The following is a 24,253-nucleotide window of genomic DNA, read 5'->3' on the forward strand; positions in this document are numbered from 1 at the left end:
GAGGAGACCTTATTCATCTGCGAATGGGTCGTATTCATCGAAGGCTTTTTTCGAAACCCGCATAAAGGATTCTTTCCATTCTTCTGGCCGAAACAGTTTGAGTCGAAATTCTGAGTCGAAGACTTCCTCCGAGACCTCGAATTGGGTAATGAAGCCCTCTCGTTGTCGACGAAAGGCATACCAGCCGTCGTTAAATGGATCGTACTCACCAATGATAAACTGTGCTAGAAATCCGTAAGCGGCAAGAAGGTCACACAATTCCTCCACTGAGGTGAAATAGACTCTGTGTTTTATGTTGAGCTTCTTCGTGAGGGCCGAAAAAGCGGGATGTATGGACAGCATCAACTCCTTGGTCAAGTCCTTTGACTCGATCTGATTGGAAAGCACTTCTGATAAATCAACTAGAACTTTGGAGACCATGAGAAGCTCACTTAGGGAGTGGTCGTACCGTTTCTGCCGTTGGGTAACAAGAAACTGTTGAAAGAGCCCAGCCCATTGTTCTCGTAGGAGCTCGATTATTTCCTCATGGGTTCGGAAAGGGAATGTCGCGTTGTTTTGACTGAGCTGCAAGACCTCATCCAAAAATGCGAAAACCCGTATGTCGGCATGTGCTGGTTCGTAGCCTGCCAATTCAGCGTTCTTCTTGTAATTTGCGAATTCGGCGTAGATATCGGCCTGAACAAACACGAATAATTGCTTTCCCAACTCATGGGCGATACGAAGTTCCTTCTGTGAGATTGACGTGTTTTCATCGCCAGATTTACTTCCAAACCTGGCACCAATAATCGAAACAAGAATATCGCAGTTTTCGATTTCTCGGTAAGCACCCTCTTCGGGCTTACCATCCGCTCTATATGGAACGGAGCCTCGCTCGTGCAGAACTGTTTCATAACCCAGAGACTTGATAAAAATTTCTAGGCTCGCGCGGATCGACTGTAGGTCATAAAATGTCGAACTGACGAAGATGCGGGGCTTCGCCATCAACTACACCCGCTCGTTTCTCCGCAGCTGTTGCACTTGAGGCAGACTCCGTTCCTTACCAACGTAAACGCTCCGCAGTTGCCGCAGGGGTCGCCTTCGTAGCCTTTTAGGCGGGCTTCTCTTACCTTCGCGGCGGTGGCATCGGCAGCCGAAGGTGCTAGGTATGCGCCCGCCGCTTCGGTTGTCTTGAGTCTTGAGTCTTGAGTCTTGAGGGCCGGAGCTTCGCTCACTTCGAACAATCCCAATCCGTTGGAGCCGTTGCCGCTGACGACTCGTTCTTCGTAGACGGCAACGTTATTCGCTTGGTTGCGGATGAGGGCGTCGGTGGGCGAACCGAGGGCTCGCCCGCCTTCAAAAGGGAGGGGGTCTTGTTGTCCTCCATCGTTGCCGGCGGAGGCGTTGTAGCCGACGCTGCTGTGGTCGTTTCTTGCGGAGCCGGGGACGTGGTCCTCGAGTTCGCCTTGTTCTTCTTCTTCATCGAAGTCCACCGCTTGTGAGGGGCTACCCATGGTGTCGGAGCGGAGGTCCTCGGGCTTGACTTGCACGAGGTCGGTTCTGCCTAGATAGGACATGCTGAGCTCGCGGAAGATGTAGTCGATGACCGACGTGGACATTTTGATGTTGTCGTGGCCATGGACGGAGCCGTTTGGCTCGAAGCGGGTGAAGACGAACGCCTCGGTGAACTCCTCGAGCGGGACTCCGTATTGGAGGCCGAGGGAGACGGCGATGGCGAAGCAGTTCATGAGCGACCGGAAGGCGGCGCCTTCGCGGTGCATATCGATGAAGATTTCGCCGAGGGTTCCGTCTTCGAATTCACCGGTTCGGAGGTAGACCTTGTGTCCGCCGACGCGGGCCTTTTGGGTGTAGCCTCTTCTTCGGCCAGGCATCACTCGTCGCTTGCTGATGTAGCGGTAGACGAGTTTGGTGGCGATGCGTTCGATCTCGGCGTGGGCCGAGAGGTTGGAAGTTGGAAGTTGGAGGTCGGAAGTTTCCTCACCCCCTAGCCCCCTCTCCACTTGTGGAGAGGGGGAGCCGGATTCCATTTCCATGTCGAGAGTGGCTTCTAGGATTGCGGCGGCGGAGTCGGAGCTGCTGCTGTTGAGCGGCTGGCTGAGTTTGCTGCCGTCTCGGTAGAGGGCGTTGGCCTTGATTCCGAGCTGCCAGGAGAGCCAGTAGGCGTTGTGGACGTCTTCGACGCTGGCCTCGGAGGGCAGGTTGATGGTCTTGCTGATCGCTCCGGAGAGGAACGGCTGGGCGGCGGCCATCATTCGGATGTGGCCTTCGGCGCTGATGAAGCGTTGACCCTTCTTGCCGCAACGGTTGGCGCAGTCGAAGACGGCGAGGTGCTCGTCTTTGAGGTGCGGGGCGCCTTCGACGGTCATGGAGCCGCAGACGTACTCGTTCGCTTCTTCGATCTGGGCTTTGGTGAAGCCGAGTTCGACGAGCATGTTGAACGACCAGTCGTTGATCTGATCTTCGGTAAAGCCAAGGACTGACGTGCAGAACTCGTCACCGAAGGTGTATTTGTTGAAGACGAACTGGAGTTCGAAGGCGGATTCGAGGCCTGCTTCGAGCTTTTGGAGTTCTTGTTCTGTAAATCCGCGAGCGGTGAGGGTTTCGTGGTTGATGTGCGGGGCACCGTTGAGGGTTTTGTAACCGACGGTGTAGCCGATAATGTCGTCGATTTGCTTTCCGTCGTAGCCCATCTTGGTGAGGGCGGGCGGGATCGACTGGTTGATGATCTTGAAGTATCCGCCGCCGGAGAGCTTTTTGAACTTAACGAGGGCGAAGTCGGGTTCGACACCGGTAGTGTCGCAGTCCATGATGAGCCCGATGGTTCCGGTGGGCGCAAGAACCGTCACCTGGGCGTTGCGGTAGCCGTACTTCTCGCCGAGCTCGAGGGCTCGATCCCACGATTTGTGGGCAGCGTGAAGCAGGTCTCCGGGGCAGAGAAGCTGGTCGATGCCGAGGGGGAGGATGCTGAGGCCTTCGTACTCCGATCGAGCGGCGTTGTAGGCGGCGCGTCGGTGGTTACGAATGACGCGGAGCATGTTTTCGCGGTTCGGCTGGTAGGAGGGGAATGGGCCGTGCTGCTTGGCCATTTCGGCGCTGGTTGCATAGCTTTCGCCCCCGAGGACGGCGGTGAGGGCTCCGGCGATGGCGAAGCCTTCGGGGCTGTCGTAGGGGATTCCCATCTGCATCAGCAGGGCGCCGAGGTTGGCGTATCCGAGGCCGAGGGTTCGGAAGTCGTAGCTGAGCTGGGCGACTTCTTTGGATGGGAACTGCGCCATGAGGACGCTGATTTCGAGGACGACGGTCCAGAGTTGGATGGCGTGCATGTAGCCTTCGACGTCGAACTTGCCGGTTTCTCGGTTGTAGAGGGTGGCCAGGTTGATGGAGGCGAGGTTGCAGGCGGTGTCATCGAGGAACATGTACTCCGAGCATGGGTTGGACGCGTTGATGCGGCCATGCGCTGGGCAGGTGTGCCACTCGTTGATGGTGGTGTCGTATTGGAGCCCGGGGTCGGCGGAGTTCCAGGCGGCTTGGCAGATGTCGTCCCAAAGGCCTTTGGCTTTGATGGACTTGACGGTTTTGCCGCTGGTTCGGGCGGTCAGGCTCCAGTCGGAATCGTTCTCGACGGCTTTGAAGAAGTCGTTGCTGACCCGTACGGAGTTGTTGGAGTTCTGACCGGAGACGGTGATGTAGGCTTCGGACTCGTAGCCGGTGTCGAAGGTTGGGAACTCGATGCTGGTGTAGCCCTGCTCGGCGAACTGGATGGCGCGCTGGATGTAGTTGGTGGGGATTTCGTCGAGCTTGGCTTCGGCGATGGCGGTCCAGAGGGCTTTGTTGGTTCGCGGGTTGGCGTTGACTGTTCCGTCGACGTAGGCGGCCTTCATCACGTTGTTGATGTGGCGCTGATTGAGCTTGGAACCGGTGACGAGGGAGGCAACCTTTTGCTCTTCCTTGACCTTCCAGTTGACGAATTCTTCGATGTCGGGGTGGTTGATATCGAGGCAGACCATCTTGGCTGCTCTTCTTGTAGTGCCGCCTGATTTGATCGCTCCAGCGGATCGGTCGCCGACCCGGAGGAAGCTCATGAGACCGGAGGATTTTCCGCCGCCGCTGAGTCGTTCGTTCTCGCCGCGGATCTTAGAGAAGTTGGTGCCGACTCCGCTGCCGTACTTGAAGATTCGGGCTTCGCGGGTCCAGAGGTCCATGATTCCGCCCTCGTTGACCAGATCATCTTTGACGCTGAGGATGAAGCAGGCGTGGGGCTGGGGTCGCTCGTAGGCGTTGGTGGACTTCTTCAGCTCGCCGTTACGGGGATCGACGTAGTAGTGACCTTGAGCCGAGCCGGTGATGCCGTAGGCGAAGTGCATTCCGGTGTTGAACCACTGGGGGCTGTTTGGCGCGGCGACTTGGCGGGCGAGCATGTTGACCATCTCGTCGTAAAAGGTTTGGGCGTCGTCGGCGGAATCGAAGTAGTGGAACTTCTCGCCCCAGTGTCGCCAGCATCCGGCGAGGCGGTGGAAGACCTGGCGAGAGTCAGTCTCGCATTCAGCCGATGGGGTGACGACAGCGGCGTTTTCGCCGGCGTATTCGACTCCGCCGACTTTGCCTGGGGTGAGGCCTGCTTTGCGGAAATACTTTTGCGCCAGGATGTCGGTCGCTACTTGGCTCCAACCGGACGGAACCATGACGTTTTCCATCAGGAAGACGGTGGAGCCATCGGGGTTGCGGATCTCGCTCTTACGCGGCTCAAAGTTGATGCCTGCGTACGGGTTTTGACCAGATTGCGTAAAGTAGCGTCGAATTTTCATGATTTCTCTTCCTGAGTTGGGATGGTGATGAGTTCCTTCTGCAAATGCCGGAAAGGGTTGAGGGCTTCTTCTCGTTGCACAGTCTCAACCATTTCGGCAAAATCGGCGACGGTCTCGAACTCTTGGTAGACCGACGCAAAACGGACATAGGCGACAGTGTCAATGGTGGATAGCTCGCGCATCACGGCGCGACCGATCTCCTTGGTTGGCACTTCATTGTCGAATTTCTTTTGGAGTTGTTCTTCGATTCTGAGCGCGGTGGCTTGTAGGGTCTCGATTGAGACTGGGCGCTTTCCACAAGCGAGGCGCATGCTTTCGAAGACTTTTTCACGGTTGAAGTCGGCGCGGCTCGTGTCTCGTTTGATAACAAAAAGCCTGGCCTTTTCGATGCGCTCGATCGTGGTGAACCTGCGGCTGCAGGACGGACACTCGCGACGTCGTCGTATCGACTCTCCGTCCGAACCTGGACGCGAGTCGAGCACCTTGAGGTCTTCGTTTCCGCACGAGGGGCAATGCATCGATCTTCCGTGATAGCCACTAGATATAGTGGCTTGAACAGTATGCCACCACTAGGGATAGTTTACAAGAGGTTTTTTTCGGAATTTTATGCGCATCGTTTTCCACAGGTTATCCGTCGCAACATTCGGAGAAGATGTAGACGAACCTTGAGTGATATTTTTCGTTCACAATGATAGATCAGAGATGGTGGGGGATAAGGTTCTCAGAACGGTTGTACTGTCTGACGCGGTGGGTTTCACTGCGCGGATGCAAGCCGACGAGCCGGCGGCCCTGATGGCCCTAGCGAATGATCATACGGTCTTTCGGGCGGCGGTGGAATCGCATGATGGTGTAGTGGTGAAGTCCACTGGTGATGGGCTGTTATGTCTTTTTGAAAGTCCGGCCCAGGCTGTGCGGGCGTGCCTCGCGGCGATCCCGATGATGAGCGAGCTTGAGCATCGCTACGCGGTTCATACCGGGGAAGTCACCGTGACGGATGAAGATGTCTTTGGTGATGCTGTGAACATTTGCGCCCGACTGGAGCGCGAGGCGAAGGCGGGCACGATTGTTTGTTCCCGGATGGTTTTCGATCTCGTTCGGGCGCAAGCGTTGCCCGCAGCGAAGAAGGTCGGTCGAGTTGTGGTGAGAGGCGTTCAGGAGCCGCTCGAGATCTATTCATGGGGTTCGCAAATGCGAAAACGCCGAGCCGTCCCTTGGGCGGCGACGAGAATTGCACTCGTCTTGGCTCCGCTCATCGTAGTTGGATTGATTTGGCAGAATCGCCAGATGGCCGAGCCAGCAGACGAACAAGCTGTGCGGCGTTCGGTCACGAAGATGATGCAAAAGGATGGCGCGAACAGCGAGGCGCCCGATATCGAGGCGTTTATCGACGAGACTTACGCGCAAGTTCTGGATGAAGTTGAACAGTATGAGACGGTCAAAGCCGAAGCAAAAAAGAGTGTTAGTCCAGCCAAGGTAGTGGAGTGGCTGAAGTCGAGTCCAATGGGTAAGCGGGAACGTGGTTTGCGCGAAATCGAGCACTGGTCTCTTGCCGCAATGGCGGTGAAGCTGGCGAACTCTAAGGACCCAAGGGTAGTGGTCGAAAAATTGAGTGCCTCGAAGGATGCGTCGGCCGAGATTGCGCTGAAGGCTTTCCGTGAGGAGTTCGCCCCTTTGGGAGTGCGTTAACTAAGCTCACCCTTTGCGGTTTGGAGAGGAGAGAGACTACTCTCGGGCCGAAATTGCTCGGGATGTTCCACACCCAGCTTTGCTGAGCCGTTAACTGCTTGAACTTCGGTGAAGCACTGCCAAATCAGGCTTCGGAGCTACAGGCGCACGACGCCTTATCACCTGTGCAACTCTCTACCGGAGCTGGGGAAGTTGTGGACGAAACCGAGGAGCTATCGTTCACGTAGAATCCGGAACCCTTGAAGGCGATGCCGACGGGCTGGATGACTCGTTTCACGGTACCATTGGAGCCGCATTGACAATCCTTGATCGGGTCTTCGGTGATGCGTTGTTCGAGCTCGAAAGTCTTTTCGCAGGACGAGCATTCGTAGACGTAGGTTGGCATACACAAAGATTTTGAACGATGGAACTCCCATTTCACCAGATTGTTGAAACGAAAGACCTGGCTAGCGTTGCGGCGCTCGTGGTTTTGGAAGGTCTGCTGTCGGGTGATAACGCGTTAGTTTTGGCGATTATGGTTCGCCACTTACCTCGTGAACAGCAGAAGAAGGCTCTGCTATTTGGCCTCGGCGGTGCGTTTTTCTTTCGCCTGGTCGCAATCCTTTTCGCTACGGTCATCCTGAAACAATGGTGGCTTCAGGCCATTGGAGCGGCCTACTTGATCCTGATTTCGATCAAGCACTTCGTCGGCTCGGCTTCAGAAAAAGAGGTCAAGCCGGTCGGAAAAGGGTTTTGGCCAACCGTGATCGCGGTTGAACTGACCGATATTGCCTTTGCAGTCGATTCTGTTCTGGCCGGAATCACTTTCATTCACAACGATGGTCGGAAGATTTGGGTCGTGCTGTTCGGGGCGATTGTTGGAATCGTCTTGCTGAGATTTGCAGCCGGAGCGTTCGTTCGCATTCTTGATCGGTATCCAGTATTGGATCATGTCGCCTATGCTCTCGTGGCCTGGGTTGGCGTCAAGCTCGCGTTCCTCGCAGCAAGCTCGTCGCCACAAGCCACTCCGCACATGCCCCAGCCAATTTTTTGGGGTGTCCTGTTGACGATCGCGGTCGGGGGAACATTGCTGGCGATGAAGTATTCGCACGATCCAAGTCAGGAAGAGTCGGACTCAGCCAATCTGGTTGAGGATGCGCAAGACCTCGAGTACGATGAGGACCGACCTAAGCCCGATACTGTCTGATTGTTTCCTTCAGCAGCTCTTCCACGACCTTAACGTTCACCTTGTTTGGCGAGCTGTATCGCACACAGCACTTTCCGACGCTGAGCCCATCCAAGAGGTGTCGTTTGGCATCAACCACCGGAACTGGGAAGTAGATTGAGATGTACTTAGCCTGACTTGCAAATGCCACTTCCGGCTCTGATTCGCCTGGCCGAGTGTACGCCGCCATCCCGTACTTCATTGATTCTTCCAGCTCTGGGATTACTTCGCGAATTGCTGCTCTCACGCTATTCAGCACTTCGCGTCGTGTTTCAGGGATTTCTGCTAAATAGTCGTCAACCGTCTTTGCTGAGCTTTGCATAGCGCAATTTTTACCCAGAATTGCGCTTTAGGGGATGGGTAACCTTGAACCTGCATGGCTGACAAAGTACGAGTCGGAATTATTGGAGCAGGCGGGATCGCCCAGAACGCGCACATGAAGGGATACGAGACGATCCCGGACAACTGCGAAATGGTCGCGGTAGCTGACCTCAACGAGAAGGTGGCAAACGAAGCAGCCGAGAAGTTTGGGATCAAGCGAATCTACTCGGACTATCGCGAGATGCTTGCCGCTGGAGAGATTGATGCGGTTTCGGTCACGACCCCAAACAAGTTTCACAAGGATCCAACGATTGATGCGTTGAAGGCGGGAATTCACGTCCTTTGCGAGAAGCCATTGGCCATGAACGCAGAAGAGGCAAAAGAGATGTGCGCGGCGGCTCGCGACTCCGGGAAGATTCTCCAGGTCGCCTTGCAGAGCCGGTTCAGCGGCCCTGGCCGCTTCATGAAGGAGTACATCGACGCGGGGAACATGGGCGACATCTACTTTGCTCGCGCTCAGGCTCTTCGCCGCCGGGGTGTTCCGGGTTGGGGTGTCTTTATCGACAAGGAGAAGCAAGGTGGAGGTCCGCTGATCGATATTGGAGTCCACATTTTGGACTTCACGCTCTATTTGATGGGTTATCCGAAACCCGTTTCGGCAAGTGGCAAAACTTGGGACATGCTCGGCAAGAATCCTGACCTGACCAACAACTTCGGCGACTATGATCGGTCGAAGTTCACCGTCGAAGATTTTGCGGTTGGAATGATTAAGTTCGACAACGGTGCGGTTGTTTCGCTAGAGAGTTCGTTCATGGCGAACCAGGGCGAGGGCGAGAGCATGAAGACCCAGCTTTTCGGAACCAAAGCAGGTGCAAACGTCAAGATTTGGGGAGACGACCCGATTGAGATTTACACCGAATCGAATAAGCAGTTGTTCGACCTTAAACCGAAGAACGTGCCGAAGGTTGATTCTCCGCACACGGCTGAGGTCGTAGCCTTTATTGATGCTATTCAGAACGGCAAAGAGTCCCCTGTTCCAGGGCTCAATGGCTTGATCCTGAACGCCATTTTCGACGCCCTTTACAAGAGCAGCGAGACTGGTAACGAGGAGAAAGTCGACGTTTCGTTCTAGAGGAAGTCGCTGAGGTAAATTATGAGCATGAACGCACGGATCGCGATTCTTGGATTGGCCCTTGGACTTCTTCTCACTGGGTGTCACCCGAAGTCTGTGGAGAGCTTCATTTCGGCGACCACGCCTCACGAAGAGAAGCCTCGCTATATGGGCGATAAGGGATCGAATGGCGGGTTCGGCGGAGCGAACAGCGGCACCCGACTCGGAAAGGACAACGGGGGCCGTGCGAAAGGCACTGTCTCTGGCTACGATGACCCGGCAAAGGGAAGCGGAAGCCAGCCTGGCGAAAACCCAGGTGCAGGTGGAGCAAATGGCCCAGCCATGCAAAGCAAGGTAACCAACTCTATCTCCGGCCGCTACAAGAGCTAAGATGGCATTTCGCATCGGTTTGATGGGCTGCGGTTCCGTCGCCGACTTCGGACACCTCCCGGCAATCGGGAGGTGTTCTGATTTTGAGCTTGTCGGCTTGTTCGATCCTGTTCCCGGCAAAGCGGCTTCGTATGCTTCGCGGTTCGGCGGTCAGGCGTTTGAGACGGATGAGGCGTTCTTTGAACAGCCGATGGATGCAGTTGCGATTTGCTCGCCTTTGGCATTCCACTTCGATAATGTGATGCTGGCCTCGCAGCACGGAGTTCACGTGCTCTGCGAAAAGCCAATTGCTCAAAATGAGGACGAAGCCGCAGACATGATCGCGGTCATGGAAGATTCTGGAAAAGGGTTCTTTGTTGGGCTGGTCTACAGATTTTCTCACGTCGCTGCCCAGTTGAAACAGTGGTTGCGAGAAGGGCTGATCGGGGATGTGCGGCACATTCGGATGCAGTATCTCTGGAATCTTCATGGGCAGTGGGTCCAGGACTCAGCAGGGAATTGGATCGAGAGTCCGCTGTGGCGGGGCAGGATGCTTGAGGGTGGACCATTGATTGACTGCGGAGTTCACCAAATCGACTTGATCAGGTGGATGACCGGGCGAGAGGTGGTGTCTTGCGATGGGTTTGGAGCTTGGGTCGCAAAATACGATGCTCCCGATCATGTGACTTGCCATCTAGCCTTAGAAGGTGGAATTACCGCCTCTGTCGAAGTTTCGTTCACATATGGGCATACAACTCGTGAGCCAGTTTCATTCTTCACTTACGAGCTGATCGGAACAGGCGGAGTAGCGCGGTTTGATCGAGATGGCTATTTGCTGGAGGCACGGAACGGCGAAGGCGTGATTCGCTCTGAGGGAGCGAGCGAGAAGGACTTTGATGGCATGTATCGGCAGTTTGCTCGGTACATGGCGAACGGCGAGATTGGCGCGCTTGCCTCGCCGGATGACGCGTTGGTCGCAACGAAGATAGCGATTGAGTGCACAGATCGCGCGATAGCGCGGCGTGTTCGCTAGGCCGTTTAGTCCGTGCTAAAGCCCACCAGTTTGCGTCAGAGCTGACTCTATTTGATCTCTACCGAGATCAAATGGATAGGCTGGTCTCCGACGTTCTCGAGGGTGTGTGGTGGCAACGGTCCCTGCCAGGTAGTTGCACCAGGCTCCACGCAAACTCCAGCAGCCTTTGAGTCAAAGAGTACTTCGCCTTTGTCGTCTCGGCGGATGCAATCTGACCACGAGAAGAAGTAGTTCGTCGAGGAGTTTTGGTGGGTGTGGACCGGAACAGTTTCCCCCGGATTGATCTTTGTCTCCAGGACGCGGACCTTCTTGTTCTCCATCAGTAGCTTGTGGTGATCGGGAGCGGCAATGAGCGCGTCGAGTTCGGGTGGCCATTCAGAGGACATCTCGGCTAGTTTAGCGGGTAAAAGGTTGGGATGGCTTTGGTTCCGCTCCTATTGATGTCTGGATTGTTCGACGATCCGCTAAAAACGCGTGCCGAGCGGACGAAGTATTTGGAGACTTCGACTTACGAGGACGTGGTTAGCTACTGCAAAGCACTCACGACCAAATATCCGAAAGTCTCGCAGTTGGGTTACAGCGGCACATCGGCGAAAGGCCGGCAGATTCCGTTAGTCACGATCGCCGAGCCGATGGTTTCCACCGCGCAAGAAGCGGCTAAGAGCGGAAAACTGGTCATTTATGTGCAGGCCAACATTCACGCAGGCGAGGTGGAAGGGAAGGAGGCTGCTCAACACTTGATGCGCGAATGGGTCCGAGATCGCGGGCTGCTGAAGAAGGCGATCTTGCTCGTGCAACCGATCTATAACTGCGACGGGAACGAGGAGTTTGCTCCGCAGGCGAAGAACCGACCAGGGCAGAATGGGCCGGAAATGGTCGGTTTGAGGCCTAACGGTCAAGGGTTGGACTTGAACAGAGATTGCACAAAGGCGGAGTCGCCCGAGATGCAGGGCGCGCTCCGTAACATCTACTCTTGGAACCCAGATGTTGTTTTTGATTTGCACACCACGGACGGCACCCGACACGGCTACCCCATGACATATGGCGGTCCGGGAAATCCTAATGCTCATCCCGAGCTGTTGAACTATGCATTCAAGGAGTTCTTTCCCGCTGTTCGGTTGGAGGCGCGAAAGAAGTTCAAGTTAGAGCTGCAGGATTACGGAAATGGGTTCTTTCAGGATGGGAAGTGGCGGTTCGAGACATTTGCCGCCGATGCTCGGTTTGTGACCAACTATGCGGGTCTGCGGGGCGCGTTGCCTATTCTCAGTGAAGCAATGGTTTACGAGCCGTTCGACGTTCGAGTCAGAGATACTGAGCGATTCGTCAAACTTTGCCTCGGCAAGATGTTAAAAGACGCCGCCAAGATCAAAGCGATTCATGCGGCTTCTGAGACCTCGATTGTTGGGTCAAAGTTGGCCACCCGGTTCCAAATGACTTCTCGGGGCGAAGAGGAGGTTTTGTTGGAAAAAGGGTTGAGCGCTGGAGTGAGGAACAAGGGGCCAGTTCGAGATATTGAGAAGGTGATGATGCCGGTATTTGATCGTTTCATCGGAACCACCTTTGCCGAAGTTCCATTCGCCTACGTGATCCCGGACTCGGAACCAAAGCTGATCGAGTTACTGAAGTTGCACGGGTTGAAGTTGGAAGTGATCGAGGGGCTTGATCAAGATCCGCCGAAAACCAATCCTCTCGAGGCTTTCCGAATCTCGAAAAGAACCGAGGCCAGATCTGCTTTTCAGGGCCATAAACTCATTACGCTTGAGGGCGAATGGCGCCCCTGGAACCGACCGATTCAAGGGATTTTGGTTCGTTGCGAGCAGCCGCTTGGGCGAGTTGCATTCGAGCTTCTGGAACCTAGCTCGATGGATGGGGCGACGGCCTGGGGAACGATTCAGGACGGATTCATCGAGGACACCTGGCATCCGGTGTCTCGGGTAATTCGACCAGTTAAGCTAAAGACACGACCGCTGTAACCAGACGGCACGGATACAATAGACTTATGCGCCTTCGCGTTTTGCTGTTTGCTTTGGTCATGACCGTGTTGCTTGCCTGTGGCGGAAGCGGTGGCTCAGGTTCACCCGCTCCCTATCGCGGCATTTCGATCACGCCTTCAACGATTAGTTTGAAGCCGAACGAGTCGATCCAGCTAACCGCGGTCGTGGACGGCGGGAATCAAGCAGTGGTTTGGAGCCTTCCGGGCGTGGGTCCTACATCTCAGGGAAGCTTTACGGAGCCGGGCAAGTACAAGGCCCCGGCTGCTTCGGGAAATTACACGATTCGGGCTGAGGTTTCTGGCGAACCAACCAAGTTTGCAGAGGCGGTTGCAAAGGTAGATTCTGGATACGTCGTCAATATCAGTTCAGCGGGAAGTGCGACGGTTGCCTACGGTGGAACCAAGACCTTCAGTGCGACGGTCACCGGTGCTGGTTCGAGCGCGGTGACCTGGACTGCGACTCTGGGAACTATCACGGTGTCGGGCGTTTACACCGCACCGAGCGGAGCAGTGGGAACTTCGACGTTTACGGATACGATCACGGCGACGAGCGCGCTGGACCCAAGCAAGAAGCAGACCTTCACGGTGACCGTTGCGCCTGCGATAGAACTGGTTGCTTTCTCGGGAACCCGGTACGCAATGCCGCTTTCGCGGCAGACTTTCCAGGCGAAGGTTGCGGGAACCGTTGCCACCTCGGGTGTCAACTGGTCAGCTTCTTCGGGAACCATAACTAGTGCTGGCGTATGGACTGGTGATGCGACGACGTTGGGTGATGTGACAGTGACGGCTACTCTGGCGAGCGATACGTCAAAGTCCGTCAGCACTACGATTTCGGTCAGAACCGATTTGATGGTTCGGTTTAACTTCGCTACCGCTGGTTCAATCTCTCTTGGCTTAAGACCTGATAAGGCTCCTCGACACTGCGCTAACCTAGTTTCCTTGGTGAACGAGAAGTTTTATGAGGGAATCAAGTTGCACCGGCGAGAAGAGAACTTTGTTGTTCAGTGGGGTTGTCCATTAACCAAAACGCTCCCGCTCACGGATCCCAGTATCGGAACAGGCGGACCCGGCTATACGATCAATTTTGAGGCGAACGATCTCAAACATCTCAAGTATTCGCTGGGTATGGCGCGTTCGACGAGCTTGGATTCAGCGGGGAGCCAGATCTACGTTTGTCTCGATGATCTGAAGTCTTTGGACGGCAACTACGTCGTGTTTGGATCGGTGATTAATGGTGAGGCCCTGATCGATGCCATCCAAGTTGGTGATACGATCACGTCGGCTACGGTTGAGCCGGTTCCGGCACCTTAGGTTCTAGAACAACCGCATCTTTTTCATCGATGGCTCGGAAGTAGATTTTGCTGTCCTTTACTTCGGCGGTGAAGGCGGCGGTTTTCTGGGTTCCTTCAGGTTGCACTCCTACAGGTCGGTTCATGATCTGTAGAACATCAAAGCGAATCTCGTTTGCCGACACCACATAGGTCCCCTCAAACGGAATTCCACCATCTTGCAGAAGAAATGTCTGGTTCGGTCTGAGTTCAAGGATCACTCCAGCGAGAGCCCTCGAAACTTCCTCGTTTTGGGTGCCTATTGCCTTCCAATCGCGGGAACCCTCCCATTTACCAACGACCTTCGGACCAGAAGCACACCCGGCAAGCAGGGCGACAGATATACTTAGGAAGATGGCCGCCTTCACACCAGAAGTCTACTCGTCCATGGGCTTGAACGATTCGGAGTACGCCCTGCTGACCGAACTTTTGGGGCGCGATCCCTCCTACGCTGAACTGGGAATGTTCGCCGTTATGTGGAGCGAGCACTGCGGCTACAAATTCTCCCGACCAGTTCTGAACCGTTTTAGCAAGTACAAAGAGGCAATGGAAGGTGAGGGCCTGGAAAACGCAGGCGTTGTACCTTTGGGCGATGGGCTGGGAATTACCATGAAGGTCGAGTCTCACAACCACCCATCGTACGTTGAACCCTACCAGGGTGCGGCGACTGGTGTCGGTGGAATTATCCGTGACATTTTGACTATGGGTGCTCGTCCGGTTGCTCTGCTCAACTCGCTTCGTTTTGGCCCAATTGAGGACGGCAAAGCACCAGAGGCGATTGTTCGCAAGAACCGGTACCTCTTCGATCACGTGGTCGAAGGGATCGCGGGTTACGGCAACTGCGTTGGAGTACCCACGGTTGGTGGCGAAGTCAATTTCCATCCCAACTACTCGGGCAATCCATTGGTGAACGCCATGTGCGTGGGTGTTCTCAAACTGGATGAAGTCACAACCGCCGCAGCGAGCGGGGTTGGGAACCCGGTGATCTACCTCGGTTCGTCCACCGGTCGCGACGGAATCCACGGCGCGACCTTCGCTTCGGAAGCATTTGGCGAAGACAGCGAAGCGAAACGGCCAAACGTCCAGATCGGTGACCCTTTCGCAGAAAAGCAAGTCATTGAAGCAACCTTGGAAGCATTGGCAACCGGAGCAATTGTCGCAATTCAGGATATGGGAGCTGCCGGGTTGACTTGTTCGACCGTTGAGATGGCGAGCAAGGGCGGAGTCGGAATGGAGATCAATCTTGATTTGGTTCCGATGCGCGAAAACGACATGAGTGGCTACGAGCTGATGCTTAGCGAGAGTCAAGAGCGAATGATGGCGGTTGCTACGAAAGGCCGCGAGCAAGAAGTCATCGAGGTTTTTCACAAGTGGGGAGTCCACGCCGTTGTGGTTGGGCATGTCACGGACGGGGAAATCCTTCGTGTCTCTCGGCATGGTGAGGTTATTGCCGAGCTGGATCCTAAACTTCTAACTGACCACTGCCCGGTTTATCACAGCGAGCAAATTGAACCAGAATCTTTCCGAAAGGCGGCCCAGTTCGATCCGGCGAGCTTGCCGGAGGTGGACTTGCATTCCGCCCTCCTTCGGCTTCTCGCGAGCCCAGACATAACGAGCAAGCGGTACGTGTACCAGCAATACGACCAACACGTCCAGACTCAGACGGTGAGGTCATCTGGGGCGGCGGACGCCGCGGTCATAGCTCCAAGCGGAGCAAAGAAAGGATTTGCAGTAAAGCTCGACGGAAACGCCCGTTGGACCAAAGCTCACCCACGGCGGGGTGGCCAACTTGCGGTCGTCGAGTCGGCTCGAAATGTCGCCTGTACAGGTGCTCGCCCGGTTGCTGTCACAGATGGACTCAACTTCGGAAACCCAACCTATCCCGAGGTTTACTGGCAGTTTGCTGAAGCCGTCGAGGGAATCGCAAGCGCAAGCGAGGCGATGGACACGCCGGTTATCAGCGGAAACGTCAGCTTCTATAACGAGAGCGAGCTTGGTGAGATTCCGCCCACGCCCATGATTGGAATGGTAGGCGTGCTCGATGATCCAAGCAAGGCGCTAGGTTTGGTTCCTCGTCTTGGGGACACTCTCGCATTGATTCGAACAGGGCAAACCCCTTCAAGCCATCGAGGGCTTGGCGCTAGTGCATTTTTGGTTGATGTGGTTGGACGTGAAGATGGTTACCCAGAAGCTCCCGACCTCGCAGCCGAGAAACGGCTCTGCTATGCTCTTGCAGAGCTTGCAAGTGAGGACGCAATCGCCTCGGCCCATGATGTGAGCGACGGAGGATTGGCGGTAGCTCTGAGTGAGATGGCGATTGCCGCAGGCCTTGGAATCAACGCGAAACTTCCCGCAACCGGACATGCAGTTTCGGAGCTATTTGGAGAGTTTCAAGGAGATGTCGTGGTTTCGACTTCCGACCTAGCAAAGGTGAGAGAAATTGTGGAAAAGCACAATCTTCTGGTAATTGAACTAGGTGAAGTCACGAATGTGCCTGAATTGAACCTAAACGGCACGTTCGGTGCCCTCTCGTGGGGCCTGCTCCACCTTGAGGATGCCTACGAAAACGCGATTCCCAAAATCATGGGTGCCTACGAATTGGCATAGAATATGAGGTGGTCTGAAATAGATATGAAGTCAATGCGATTATTGGTTACGGCTCTTTGTGCCATTGCTCTGAGCAGTGCGTTCGCTCAGGGGCCTACGGATGTTGAAAACGCGGCAAACGTAAAGGTCGTAGCTGCTGCCGAGCAGTACAACAAGAAGACTCTTGCGCTGGGAGATGCGATCGCGACCTTCGAGGGAATCGTTAAAGAGTTTCCAATGAGCGGATCTGCAAACGGCTGGCTAGGGTTCCTCTATCTCAAGAACAACGAAGCTAAGAAGGCGGTTGGCCCACTGGAAGTCGCCTATGCGGCAAACAAAAAAGATACGGAAGTTCTCAACAACCTCGCAAACGCCTATTTCATCACGGACCAAAAAGATAAGGCGCTGCTTCGGTACAACGAGTTGATCGTGGTCGACCAAGCATCCTTTGAGCCTTACTACAATCTTGGAAACATTCACATCCAGAACAAGGATTGGGATAAGGCTATTTTGATGTTCACCAAGGCGGGCGACAAGGCTAAAGATAAGGCTTTCGTTGTCAACAACCTTGGTGTCGCTCAGGAAGGCGCGAAGAAGTTTGATGCAGCTGCGGCTACCTTCAGCCGAGCTTCGGACATGGATCCGAAGAACCAAACCTACGCACGTAACGCTGGCGCACTTCTTTATCGACTTCGCAAGCATTCCACTGCCGCAACATATCTCGAGCGCGCTCTGAAGGCAGGCGCTCAAGACAAGCAAATCGTTCTGGCTCTCGGCGACTGCTACGCTCAAGGTTCTCGAACGGCAGACATGGAAGCACTATACTCGAACTACGAGTCGATGTTTGCCTCTGATTTCACTTACAACTTCAACATCGGCGTGATGAAGAAGAATAAGAAGGACTATGCTGGCGCAGAAATGGCGTTCCGCAAGGCACTTTCGCTGCGGGATTCCGACGGAGCAACCCTTGGCAACCTCGGTGTGATCCTCTTCAATAAGGGTGAGTACGCAGAAGCTCGGGAACTCTTCGAGAAGCTCTCAGGAATCGATCCTTCCGCTAAGAATAAGAAGAACTTTGCCGCGGCTGCAGCTCGATCGGGCGATGTCAAATCTGCAATGCCAATCTGGATGGAGATGCTTCGGCTCATGCCAAGCGACATCGAAACTCGACTTCTGGTTGCAGACGCTCAGTACGAGATGGGCAACACCAAGGAAGCAATGACTCAATACAAGAGCGCGCTTGCTACTAAAGGGACAAGCTCAATGGCTCTCGACGGAGTTGGACGATGCCATCTTCGAGATGCAAACTATGCCGCCGCCGAAGCTGCCTTCCGAAGTGCGATTGCTGCTGACGCAAAGTTTGTTCCGGCGTACAATAACCTAGCAGTTGTTCTTGAGAAGATGAACAAGCGGCCACAAGCGATCATCGTACTCGAAAGGGCAGCCACGATCGATCCGAACAACTCGGATGTCGCTAAGAATCTTAAGAGAATGAAAGCAGCGGGTTAATTGCGAGCCTCTATCGTCCTCAATCTGCATCGTGACGATGCCGCCGAAGCCGCCCAACGGGCGGCACGTTGGCTTTTGGACCGAGGGTGCGAGGTCGTCTCCGAAGACCGCGCCGCCGGACGGCTTGGCCTCCACGCTGTAGGGCCTACGGAAGTTGCCGATTGCGATTTGGTTATCGCCTTTGGGGGAGATGGGACGATTATACGTGCCGCTCATCTTTGTTCCGCAAAAGGAACACCGATTCTTGGAGTTCACTTTGGGCGATTCGGGTTTGTGACTCAGTGTATGCCCGAGGACATTGGCGCGGTTCTGAGTGCCTTTCAAGATGGAGAGCACAAGACCGAACGTCGGATGATGCTCGAGACCTCGCTTGTTCGTGGCGAGAAGTCTGTCGCCACGATCCATACGCTCAACGAATCCGTTCTACAAAGAACGGTTACGGACCGAATGCTGACGTTCGATGTCGAAGTCAACGGTCAGGCGTTGACCAGCTATCCGGCTGATGGAGTCATGGTCTCTACTCCTACTGGCTCCACCGGATACAATCTTTCCGCTGGTGGACCTGTCGTTGATCCGAACGTGGATGCCCTCATCCTGACCGCTCTCGCCCCGCACACGCTCTCTGCAAGGCCGCTGGTACTCGGAGCTGCCTGCACTATTAAGCTGAGGCTGAATAGCGGCGGAGACGCAGTTCTGAGTGGTGATGGTCAGACCCGCTTGCATCTTCTTCCTGGCGATTATGTAGAAATTCGCCGTTCGGAGCGCACAACTAACCTTGTAACCATCCAAAATGAAGACTTCCTTTACAAGCTCCGCAACCGCTTGTTCTGGAGTCAAAGCATCTTGGGAGACAATGACTAACACCGTTCTTCGCGTCGACGATCTTCGAGTAACTTACCCGGTAAACAAGGGTGTGGTTCACGCCCTTGATGGTGTCTCGCTTGAAGTCAATGAAGGAGAGATAGTTGCGGTCGTCGGAGAATCAGGTTGCGGCAAAACAACGTTGGCAAAGGCCGTGCTCGGCTTGCAGCCCACTTCAGGCGGTTCAATAGTACTCGGCGGCCAAGGGGTGGTGAAGACCACGAGCGATATGGCGTCGCGAGTGGGAATGGTCTGGCAAGACCCTTACGCCTCACTCAACCCGCGCTGGACGATCTCTCGCTCCATCGCAGAGCCAGGAATGCTAATGAACGTTCCCGTTGATGTGCCGGCGGTGATGAGGCAAGTTGGGCTTGATGAGCGGTTCACTGATCGTTTTCCGCACCAGCTTTCGGGCGGTCAGCGGCAGCGAGTCGCCATCGGTCGCGCCTTGGCATTGCGTCCTCCCTTGGTCATCTGCGATGAGCCGACTTCGGCTCTGGATCTTTCTATTCGGGCGCAGATTCTAAATCTGCTTAAAGACATTCGGACCGAGCTTGGCTGCGCGTTCCTGTATATCTCGCACGACCTAATGACGGTTCGCTTTCTTGCTGATCGGATTGCGGTCATGTATTTGGGTCGCATCGTAGAGACTGGGCCAACGGAAGAGATTTTTGCAAATCCGAAACACCCTTACACTCGCGCCCTGCTTGAGTCTGCTCCGACGCTCGATAAGTTGGGTTATCTGCCCGAGCCGCTGGAAGGCGAGCTGCCCGATCCCAAAGATGTCAAACCCGGTTGTCGCTTTGCTGACCGTTGCGTTCGCCGCCAAGACATTTGCGCCACCGTGAAGCCTGAAGGAACGACCGAGGGTGAGCGAACTTTCTACTGCCACAATCCGTTTTGATCGACATGGAATCCGTAAGCTACGCCCGCCAGAATTTTGATCGAGAACTCGAGATCATGGAGCACGAGCTTCTTGAGATGGCGAGTTGGGTTGAAAAGATGGTGGCGGATGCATCGAATTCCTTAGTGAAACTCGACCCCGTGCTGGCCAAAGAGGCGATTCAGCAGGATGATGCGATAGACGAAAAAGAACTGGTGATCGAGTCTCTCTGCATGAAGATCATCGGGCTCCAGAACCCGATGGGTGCGGACCTTCGACACGTGGGAGCGACTCTTAAGATCATCACTGATCTCGAAAGGTGCGCCGACCTTGCAGTGGATTTGGCCAAGGCGACTTTGAAGATTGAGCGAGAAGAAGGGCGAACGGACATTATTGACTTGGGCAAGTTTGCGATTCTTTGTCGGAAAATGCTTCACGACGCCATGGAGGCGTTTGTGCGGCGAGATTTGGATCGAGTTGAGTTGGTTGGAACCCAGGAGAACGAGGCGGATAAGATTTATCGCGAACTTCGGGCGCAGGTGTTCCTGCTGATGCGCCGTGACCCGGACTCGGTGGTTGCCCACGGCTGGCTTTTCCAGGCGATTCACCATTTGGAAAGGATCGCCGACCACTCAGTGAACATTGCCGAGCGAGTTCACTACATGGTCACGGGTGAGCTCAAGCAACTCGCGGGCTTTGAAGAGCAGTAAGTGTTGGTGCCCAGGGAGGGACTCGAACCCTCACGGTATTACTACCAAAGGATTTTAAGTCCTCTGCGTCTACCATTTCGCCACCCGGGCAACGGAACCAAGATTATATCGGAAATTCGCCCTGAAACACCGTGGTGGCCTCGCCCTCGAGGGTGATTGGTGAAGACCAGGTGTCCGCCGAAACCCAAACCGTGCCTCCTGGATTCCGAACTTCGATTCTTCCGCCGCGTTTGCGTCGGCGCATCCAGTCTACTGCGGCGGCTGAAGAGCCGGTGCCGCAGCCCAAGGTCTCTCCGACGCCACGCTCCCAGATGCGAATCTTTAGTGCCTCGCCTTCGCGAGCGGCCCAGATCACGCTGGTTCGGTCAGGAAATCGGGGATCGACTTCGATACGGGAGGAGATGGCGCGGAACCCATCGTCGTCGGGCAACGACCCTACTGGCAGAACAACATGCGTAGACCCAGTCGACAGGGCGGAACCCGATAACACAACCGACCAATCGGAATCTCGGCCCGCGAAAATCGTCTCGTCGAACAGTTCCCCGGCGATGATGGTGGGAACGTCCTTCGGCTCGTAGGAGGCGGTACCGATCATGGTTTTGATGAGCGGACCCTCGACGGTTACCGCGACCGTGCGATCAAGGTGCCGGATGTTGAACGATGGTCCCACCATGCCTTGGTCGAAAGCGAATCGGGCAGCGCAGCGGAGCCCGTTTCCGCAGAAGTCTTCCGTCCCATCTGGATTGAACATTCGGAGGCGGAGATCATCGCCCTCAACTCCCACCGCCAACAAGCCATCTCCGCCGACTGAAAAGTGATCTCGGCACATCGAAATGGCTAATTCTGGCAGTACTCCCGAGAAATCGCTCATCAGGACGAGCGGGAAGTGGTTCCCGATGGATTGAACTTTCCAAAACCTCAATTCATCGGCTCCCACCAGCATTCGGCAGATTTCATTACGGCGTCAAACAATTTACCGTCTGGCGAGATCATCGGAAGCCACCATGCGGCGGGGCGGCGATTCGCATTCTCAAGCCCTGTGCTAGAAACGATGGCTTCACGGATCAGCTTGAGCCGCTTCAGCTCGGCTTCGATCTCAATTTCCCGTCTTCTTTCATGGGCCCGCATCACTGCCGGGTCCTGGGATGCTTCGCGTTGTTTTCGGCCCAGTTTAACCAGAGCGGCCTTGAGGGAATCTCTTTCGGATTGGAGCAAGAAGAGCTTTTGCCCATAGAGTGCCCGGGTTTCCATATCAGTTTCGGTAGCTAGTCGGTCAAAAATCCGTTCGCGGAAGTGCTGCCCTTTCTGCTTTTCAAGTGCCTGCCATTCGACGCGGATTTCTCTGAGACGACCGTAAATTCGCCTTCGTTTCTCCGACAACTCTTCGACCTCACGTGAGAGGACCGATAACTGACGCTGGAGCACGGCGTACTCCTGGGCCTGGGTACTCCAAGCTCCACCAACGAGTTGCTCGATGAATTGAAGAAGGTCAATCGGTTTTCTGATCGTACCGAGCCTGGCGAGCCTCTCTCGCTGCTCCACGCCCACCGCCCGCCACCGAGCTGCGAAAGAAGGGAAGCAGATATCGTCAGACCCGAACGCCCGATGCAGCGGCTCGGGCATTTTGAACCAGCCTTGCAGGCCATCTAGTGAATCCCAGAGCTGATATCGGATTCTGAGGATTGGGTTCACTTTGAAGTCCAGAGCACGATGAAGCTCGCGAGATGCCTTGACGTAGGACGAGGCGCCCTCGTGGAAGGAAAACACGAACTCGCGGCCCAGCATTCCGATGAGGGTGACGGCTTTTCCGACGAGAATGCACTCAGGTCCAAACTTATCCTCAATGAGACCAGCGAACTCTTCGAGTGATTCGATTGGCTTCTTGAAGGAGAGGAACTTGGGACTTGGGGTGTTGATGACCATCCCCCGATTTCCAATGCGAATCGTTCCTCGTCCGACGCCGGGGATCACGAGGTCGAACGGGATCGCACCCGTGCCGAACTTGGCAAGGCTGTAAAGGCCCGGATAATCTTTAATCGCCGTGTCGTATGCTGATCTGGCCGAAGAATCCTCGATGAATCTTCTCACCAGTTCGAATCGAGGAAGAGAGCACGTCGAAAGGTTGAATCGGAGCAACTCGCTGGTCTGCGTCGTTTTCATTGGGACGGGCCGATTGGCGACAAACGAGTAAACCTTGGGGAGCAAGTCGCGGTAGACCTGGGAAAGTGTCTGGCCGTCTCGTTCTGCTGAATCGCAGAAGTGGGCATTGAGTTCGTCGCCTTTTTGAACGGCCTTAGGGAATCCGTCTCCGCCAAACGAGGAAGTTGATTCATCAATCGCCCACTTGAGCGTTTTGCACAGTTCGCGGCTGAGCGAATCGGTCTTCACTTCAAGGGTGATCGGCGGTTGCTCGTCGAGCGAGACAATTCCGCGCCAGCCCCAAGCCTGGGTTGCTTCATCGAGGAAGCCCTTGCGAATCTGGTTCAGTCGGTCGAAGCGGAGACCGGCCTTGATCAGCGCATCCTTGGTAATGACCGTTTCGGAGCCGAACAGGCAAGAAAATTCGGCAGCGGCGGACCAAAGGGCCTTTGTGGATCCGTCGTTATGAGGCAGGGTCAGGAATTGATTTTTGGCGTGCTTAGTGCCGGGTGCCTTCGCGAAATAGTCCGTATCATGAACTCCGGCAACGAAAGTCGCGCCTGCCTGCGCGGCTTCAAGAGCGAGACCGGCCTTCATCGGCTCATCCCAAAAAACCGTCTGCCCCAGGGCCAAGAGCGGTGCCCCAGGCGCGACCGTGCCGAGCTGCTCAACAGCCTCGCGCAAGGTCATACAATCCGGTTCGCTCATCCGCCCCTATTCCTTATGCCGATTTTCGCGGCAGGGTTCCAGTTTACAGTCAAACGGTGAGGCAACAGGCTCCAGGATTCAGGATTGAGTTTTCACGCGAGGACTTTCCCTTCAATCCGGAAGCCTGATGGTCAACTGCCCCAGAAGTTCATCGTGTCCAACGTAGAAGTGCTGAGAGAACTCGCCGGGCTTCAGCCACACCAATGCCGAAGGCACACCGTGGAGAATCAGTGAAGCAACCTCGTGCGCCTCGGAGGTGGTGACCACTACACCCGAGGTCGCGGTGACCATCAGATGTAGAAGGTCTTCCTCACCTTCGAACTGGTATCGGTAGGGGCCAATGGTGCCGCCGAAATCGTTCGGCTCCAATCCCACGTTGATCAGGGCAAACTGATCGGATGGGCGCGCGCGGGATGGGTCGAAGTCTGGAAGTTTGATGCGCGTTTCGGACCGAATGCACTCTAGAACTCGCGCCATCACCTGATTGCGCTGTTCGATCTCGTCAGAAGTTGGAGCAAGGGGCATCTGCTAGGAGTATACAGTCGTGTATGAGCGAGTACGTCGTCCCGAGTGAAACCCGAATAGGGCATGTTCACCTCAAGGTCAGTGACCTGGAGCGGTCGCTTGAATTCTACTGCGGATTGCTCGGCTTTCAGCTCACTCAGCGGTATGGTGCCGACGCGGCTTTTGTATCGGCCGGCGGGTACCACCATCATATTGGGCTGAACCAGTGGCATAGCAAAGGAGCTGGGCCAGCACCGCAAAGGGCACCAGGTCTCTTTCACGCAGCGATCCTCTATGCGACTCGCGAGGAACTCTACGAAGCGGTCAAACGAGTTGAACACCTAGTCGAAGGCTCAGCCGACCACGGTGTCAGCGAAGCCTTCTACCTTTCTGACCCCGATGGTAACGGCTTAGAACTGTACTGGGACAAACCCGAAAACGTGTGGCCTCGGGACGAAAAACACGGCCTTGCGATGTACACAAGGCCGCTTTGAAGTGGAAATGGT

Annotated in this window: 23 protein-coding genes and 1 tRNA gene; 13 read left to right on the top strand and 11 right to left on the bottom strand. The window is 55.2% G+C overall.

Translation table 11 applies throughout. The features are described from left to right. Nucleotides 1-9: 9 nt before the first annotated feature. Genes WCK51_12635 through nrdR form a run of 3 tightly spaced genes read right to left on the bottom strand, consistent with a single transcriptional unit; the run spans nucleotide 10 to nucleotide 5,320 of the window. Nucleotides 10-981, bottom strand: coding sequence for a DUF4062 domain-containing protein (locus tag WCK51_12635; protein MEI7577732.1), 972 nt, complete (start codon nucleotides 979-981; stop codon nucleotides 10-12). Continuing rightward, a complete protein-coding gene (locus WCK51_12640; GenBank protein ID MEI7577733.1) occupies nucleotides 981-4,802 on the bottom strand; it encodes a vitamin B12-dependent ribonucleotide reductase in 3,822 nt (1,273 codons plus the stop codon). Before WCK51_12640 ends, WCK51_12635 begins: the two co-directional genes overlap by 1 nt. Next, nucleotides 4,799-5,320 (bottom strand): transcriptional regulator NrdR, encoded by a 522-nt coding sequence (gene nrdR / locus WCK51_12645; protein ID MEI7577734.1) that lies wholly within the window; start codon nucleotides 5,318-5,320, stop codon nucleotides 4,799-4,801. The genes WCK51_12640 and nrdR overlap by 4 nt, the downstream gene beginning before the upstream one ends. 184 nt (nucleotides 5,321-5,504) lie before the next feature. Here nrdR and WCK51_12650 point away from each other — a divergent pair, with 184 nt between their 5' ends. Then, nucleotides 5,505-6,488 (top strand): adenylate/guanylate cyclase domain-containing protein, encoded by a 984-nt coding sequence (locus WCK51_12650; protein MEI7577735.1) that lies wholly within the window; start codon nucleotides 5,505-5,507, stop codon nucleotides 6,486-6,488. 124 nt (nucleotides 6,489-6,612) lie between these two features. Here the strand turns inward: WCK51_12650 and WCK51_12655 are convergent, their stop codons facing one another. Continuing rightward, nucleotides 6,613-6,873, bottom strand: a complete 261-nt coding sequence (locus WCK51_12655; protein MEI7577736.1) for an FmdB family zinc ribbon protein — start codon at nucleotides 6,871-6,873, stop codon at nucleotides 6,613-6,615. An 18-nt stretch (nucleotides 6,874-6,891) separates the two neighbouring features. Here WCK51_12655 and WCK51_12660 point away from each other — a divergent pair, with 18 nt between their 5' ends. After that, entirely contained in the window at nucleotides 6,892-7,674 is a 783-nt protein-coding gene (locus tag WCK51_12660; GenBank protein ID MEI7577737.1) for a TerC family protein, read from the top strand. Here the strand turns inward: WCK51_12660 and WCK51_12665 are convergent. After that, complete coding sequence (locus tag WCK51_12665; GenBank protein ID MEI7577738.1) at nucleotides 7,655-8,014, bottom strand: DUF1801 domain-containing protein; 360 nt, start codon at nucleotides 8,012-8,014, stop codon at nucleotides 7,655-7,657. The two genes, WCK51_12660 and WCK51_12665, sit on opposite strands and share 20 nt — an antisense overlap. A gap of 54 nt (nucleotides 8,015-8,068) precedes the next feature. On the opposite strand from WCK51_12665, the gene WCK51_12670 reads away from it, so the two are divergent. The 3 genes from WCK51_12670 to WCK51_12680 are packed head-to-tail and all read left to right on the top strand — an operon-like array spanning nucleotide 8,069 to nucleotide 10,526. Next, on the top strand, nucleotides 8,069-9,145 hold the full coding sequence (locus tag WCK51_12670; protein ID MEI7577739.1) for a Gfo/Idh/MocA family oxidoreductase: 1,077 nt from the start codon (nucleotides 8,069-8,071) through the stop codon (nucleotides 9,143-9,145). 27 nt (nucleotides 9,146-9,172) lie between these two features. Then, the gene (locus WCK51_12675; protein ID MEI7577740.1) at nucleotides 9,173-9,514 is read left to right on the top strand and encodes a hypothetical protein; all 342 of its coding nucleotides are present in this window, start codon (nucleotides 9,173-9,175) and stop codon (nucleotides 9,512-9,514) included. A 1-nt stretch (nucleotide 9,515) separates the two neighbouring features. Then, nucleotides 9,516-10,526 (top strand): Gfo/Idh/MocA family oxidoreductase, encoded by a 1,011-nt coding sequence (locus WCK51_12680; GenBank protein MEI7577741.1) that lies wholly within the window; start codon nucleotides 9,516-9,518, stop codon nucleotides 10,524-10,526. Nucleotides 10,527-10,573: 47 nt separating this feature from the next. On the opposite strand, the gene WCK51_12685 is transcribed toward WCK51_12680, so the two are convergent. Beyond that, complete coding sequence (locus tag WCK51_12685; GenBank protein MEI7577742.1) at nucleotides 10,574-10,912, bottom strand: hypothetical protein; 339 nt, start codon at nucleotides 10,910-10,912, stop codon at nucleotides 10,574-10,576. A gap of 30 nt (nucleotides 10,913-10,942) precedes the next feature. On the opposite strand from WCK51_12685, the gene WCK51_12690 reads away from it, so the two are divergent. Together WCK51_12690 and WCK51_12695 are read left to right on the top strand one after the other, a co-directional pair. Continuing rightward, complete coding sequence (locus tag WCK51_12690) at nucleotides 10,943-12,499, top strand: M14 family zinc carboxypeptidase (GenBank protein MEI7577743.1); 1,557 nt, start codon at nucleotides 10,943-10,945, stop codon at nucleotides 12,497-12,499. Nucleotides 12,500-12,525: 26 nt separating this feature from the next. Then, the gene (locus WCK51_12695) at nucleotides 12,526-13,830 is read left to right on the top strand and encodes a peptidylprolyl isomerase (protein MEI7577744.1); all 1,305 of its coding nucleotides are present in this window, start codon (nucleotides 12,526-12,528) and stop codon (nucleotides 13,828-13,830) included. Here WCK51_12695 and WCK51_12700 read toward each other — a convergent pair. After that, nucleotides 13,802-14,215 (bottom strand): hypothetical protein, encoded by a 414-nt coding sequence (locus WCK51_12700; protein MEI7577745.1) that lies wholly within the window; start codon nucleotides 14,213-14,215, stop codon nucleotides 13,802-13,804. The genes WCK51_12695 and WCK51_12700 overlap by 29 nt on opposite strands. On the opposite strand from WCK51_12700, the gene purL reads away from it, so the two are divergent. The 5 genes from purL to phoU are packed head-to-tail and all read left to right on the top strand — an operon-like array spanning nucleotide 14,202 to nucleotide 20,396. Then, nucleotides 14,202-16,454 (top strand): phosphoribosylformylglycinamidine synthase subunit PurL, encoded by a 2,253-nt coding sequence (gene purL / locus WCK51_12705; GenBank protein MEI7577746.1) that lies wholly within the window; start codon nucleotides 14,202-14,204, stop codon nucleotides 16,452-16,454. The two genes, WCK51_12700 and purL, sit on opposite strands and share 14 nt — an antisense overlap. A 24-nt stretch (nucleotides 16,455-16,478) precedes the next feature. Beyond that, complete coding sequence (locus tag WCK51_12710) at nucleotides 16,479-17,942, top strand: tetratricopeptide repeat protein (GenBank protein MEI7577747.1); 1,464 nt, start codon at nucleotides 16,479-16,481, stop codon at nucleotides 17,940-17,942. After that, nucleotides 17,943-18,803 (top strand): NAD(+)/NADH kinase, encoded by an 861-nt coding sequence (locus WCK51_12715; protein ID MEI7577748.1) that lies wholly within the window; start codon nucleotides 17,943-17,945, stop codon nucleotides 18,801-18,803. After that, a complete protein-coding gene (locus tag WCK51_12720) occupies nucleotides 18,796-19,707 on the top strand; it encodes an ABC transporter ATP-binding protein (GenBank protein MEI7577749.1) in 912 nt (303 codons plus the stop codon). Before WCK51_12715 ends, WCK51_12720 begins: the two co-directional genes overlap by 8 nt. Nucleotides 19,708-19,712: 5 nt before the next feature. Beyond that, nucleotides 19,713-20,396 (top strand): phosphate signaling complex protein PhoU, encoded by a 684-nt coding sequence (gene phoU / locus WCK51_12725; GenBank protein ID MEI7577750.1) that lies wholly within the window; start codon nucleotides 19,713-19,715, stop codon nucleotides 20,394-20,396. 4 nt (nucleotides 20,397-20,400) lie between these two features. On the opposite strand, the gene WCK51_12730 is transcribed toward phoU, so the two are convergent. The 4 genes from WCK51_12730 to WCK51_12745 all read right to left on the bottom strand — a co-directional run bounded on the left by WCK51_12730 (nucleotide 20,401) and on the right by WCK51_12745 (nucleotide 23,768). Next, nucleotides 20,401-20,486, bottom strand: a tRNA-Leu gene (locus WCK51_12730). A gap of 13 nt (nucleotides 20,487-20,499) precedes the next feature. Next, nucleotides 20,500-21,339, bottom strand: a complete 840-nt coding sequence (gene dapF / locus WCK51_12735; protein ID MEI7577751.1) for a diaminopimelate epimerase — start codon at nucleotides 21,337-21,339, stop codon at nucleotides 20,500-20,502. Further along, nucleotides 21,315-23,243, bottom strand: a complete 1,929-nt coding sequence (locus WCK51_12740) for a hypothetical protein (protein ID MEI7577752.1) — start codon at nucleotides 23,241-23,243, stop codon at nucleotides 21,315-21,317. The genes dapF and WCK51_12740 overlap by 25 nt, the downstream gene beginning before the upstream one ends. 111 nt (nucleotides 23,244-23,354) lie before the next feature. Continuing rightward, entirely contained in the window at nucleotides 23,355-23,768 is a 414-nt protein-coding gene (locus WCK51_12745) for a hypothetical protein (protein ID MEI7577753.1), read from the bottom strand. Between the two features lie 23 nt (nucleotides 23,769-23,791). On the opposite strand from WCK51_12745, the gene WCK51_12750 reads away from it, so the two are divergent. Continuing rightward, nucleotides 23,792-24,241 (top strand): VOC family protein, encoded by a 450-nt coding sequence (locus tag WCK51_12750; protein ID MEI7577754.1) that lies wholly within the window; start codon nucleotides 23,792-23,794, stop codon nucleotides 24,239-24,241. The last annotated feature ends 12 nt before the right edge of the window (nucleotides 24,242-24,253 follow it).

The organism is Armatimonadota bacterium, from assembly GCA_037138755.1.
In the GTDB taxonomy this organism is placed as follows: domain Bacteria; phylum Armatimonadota; class Fimbriimonadia; order Fimbriimonadales; family Fimbriimonadaceae; genus Fimbriimonas.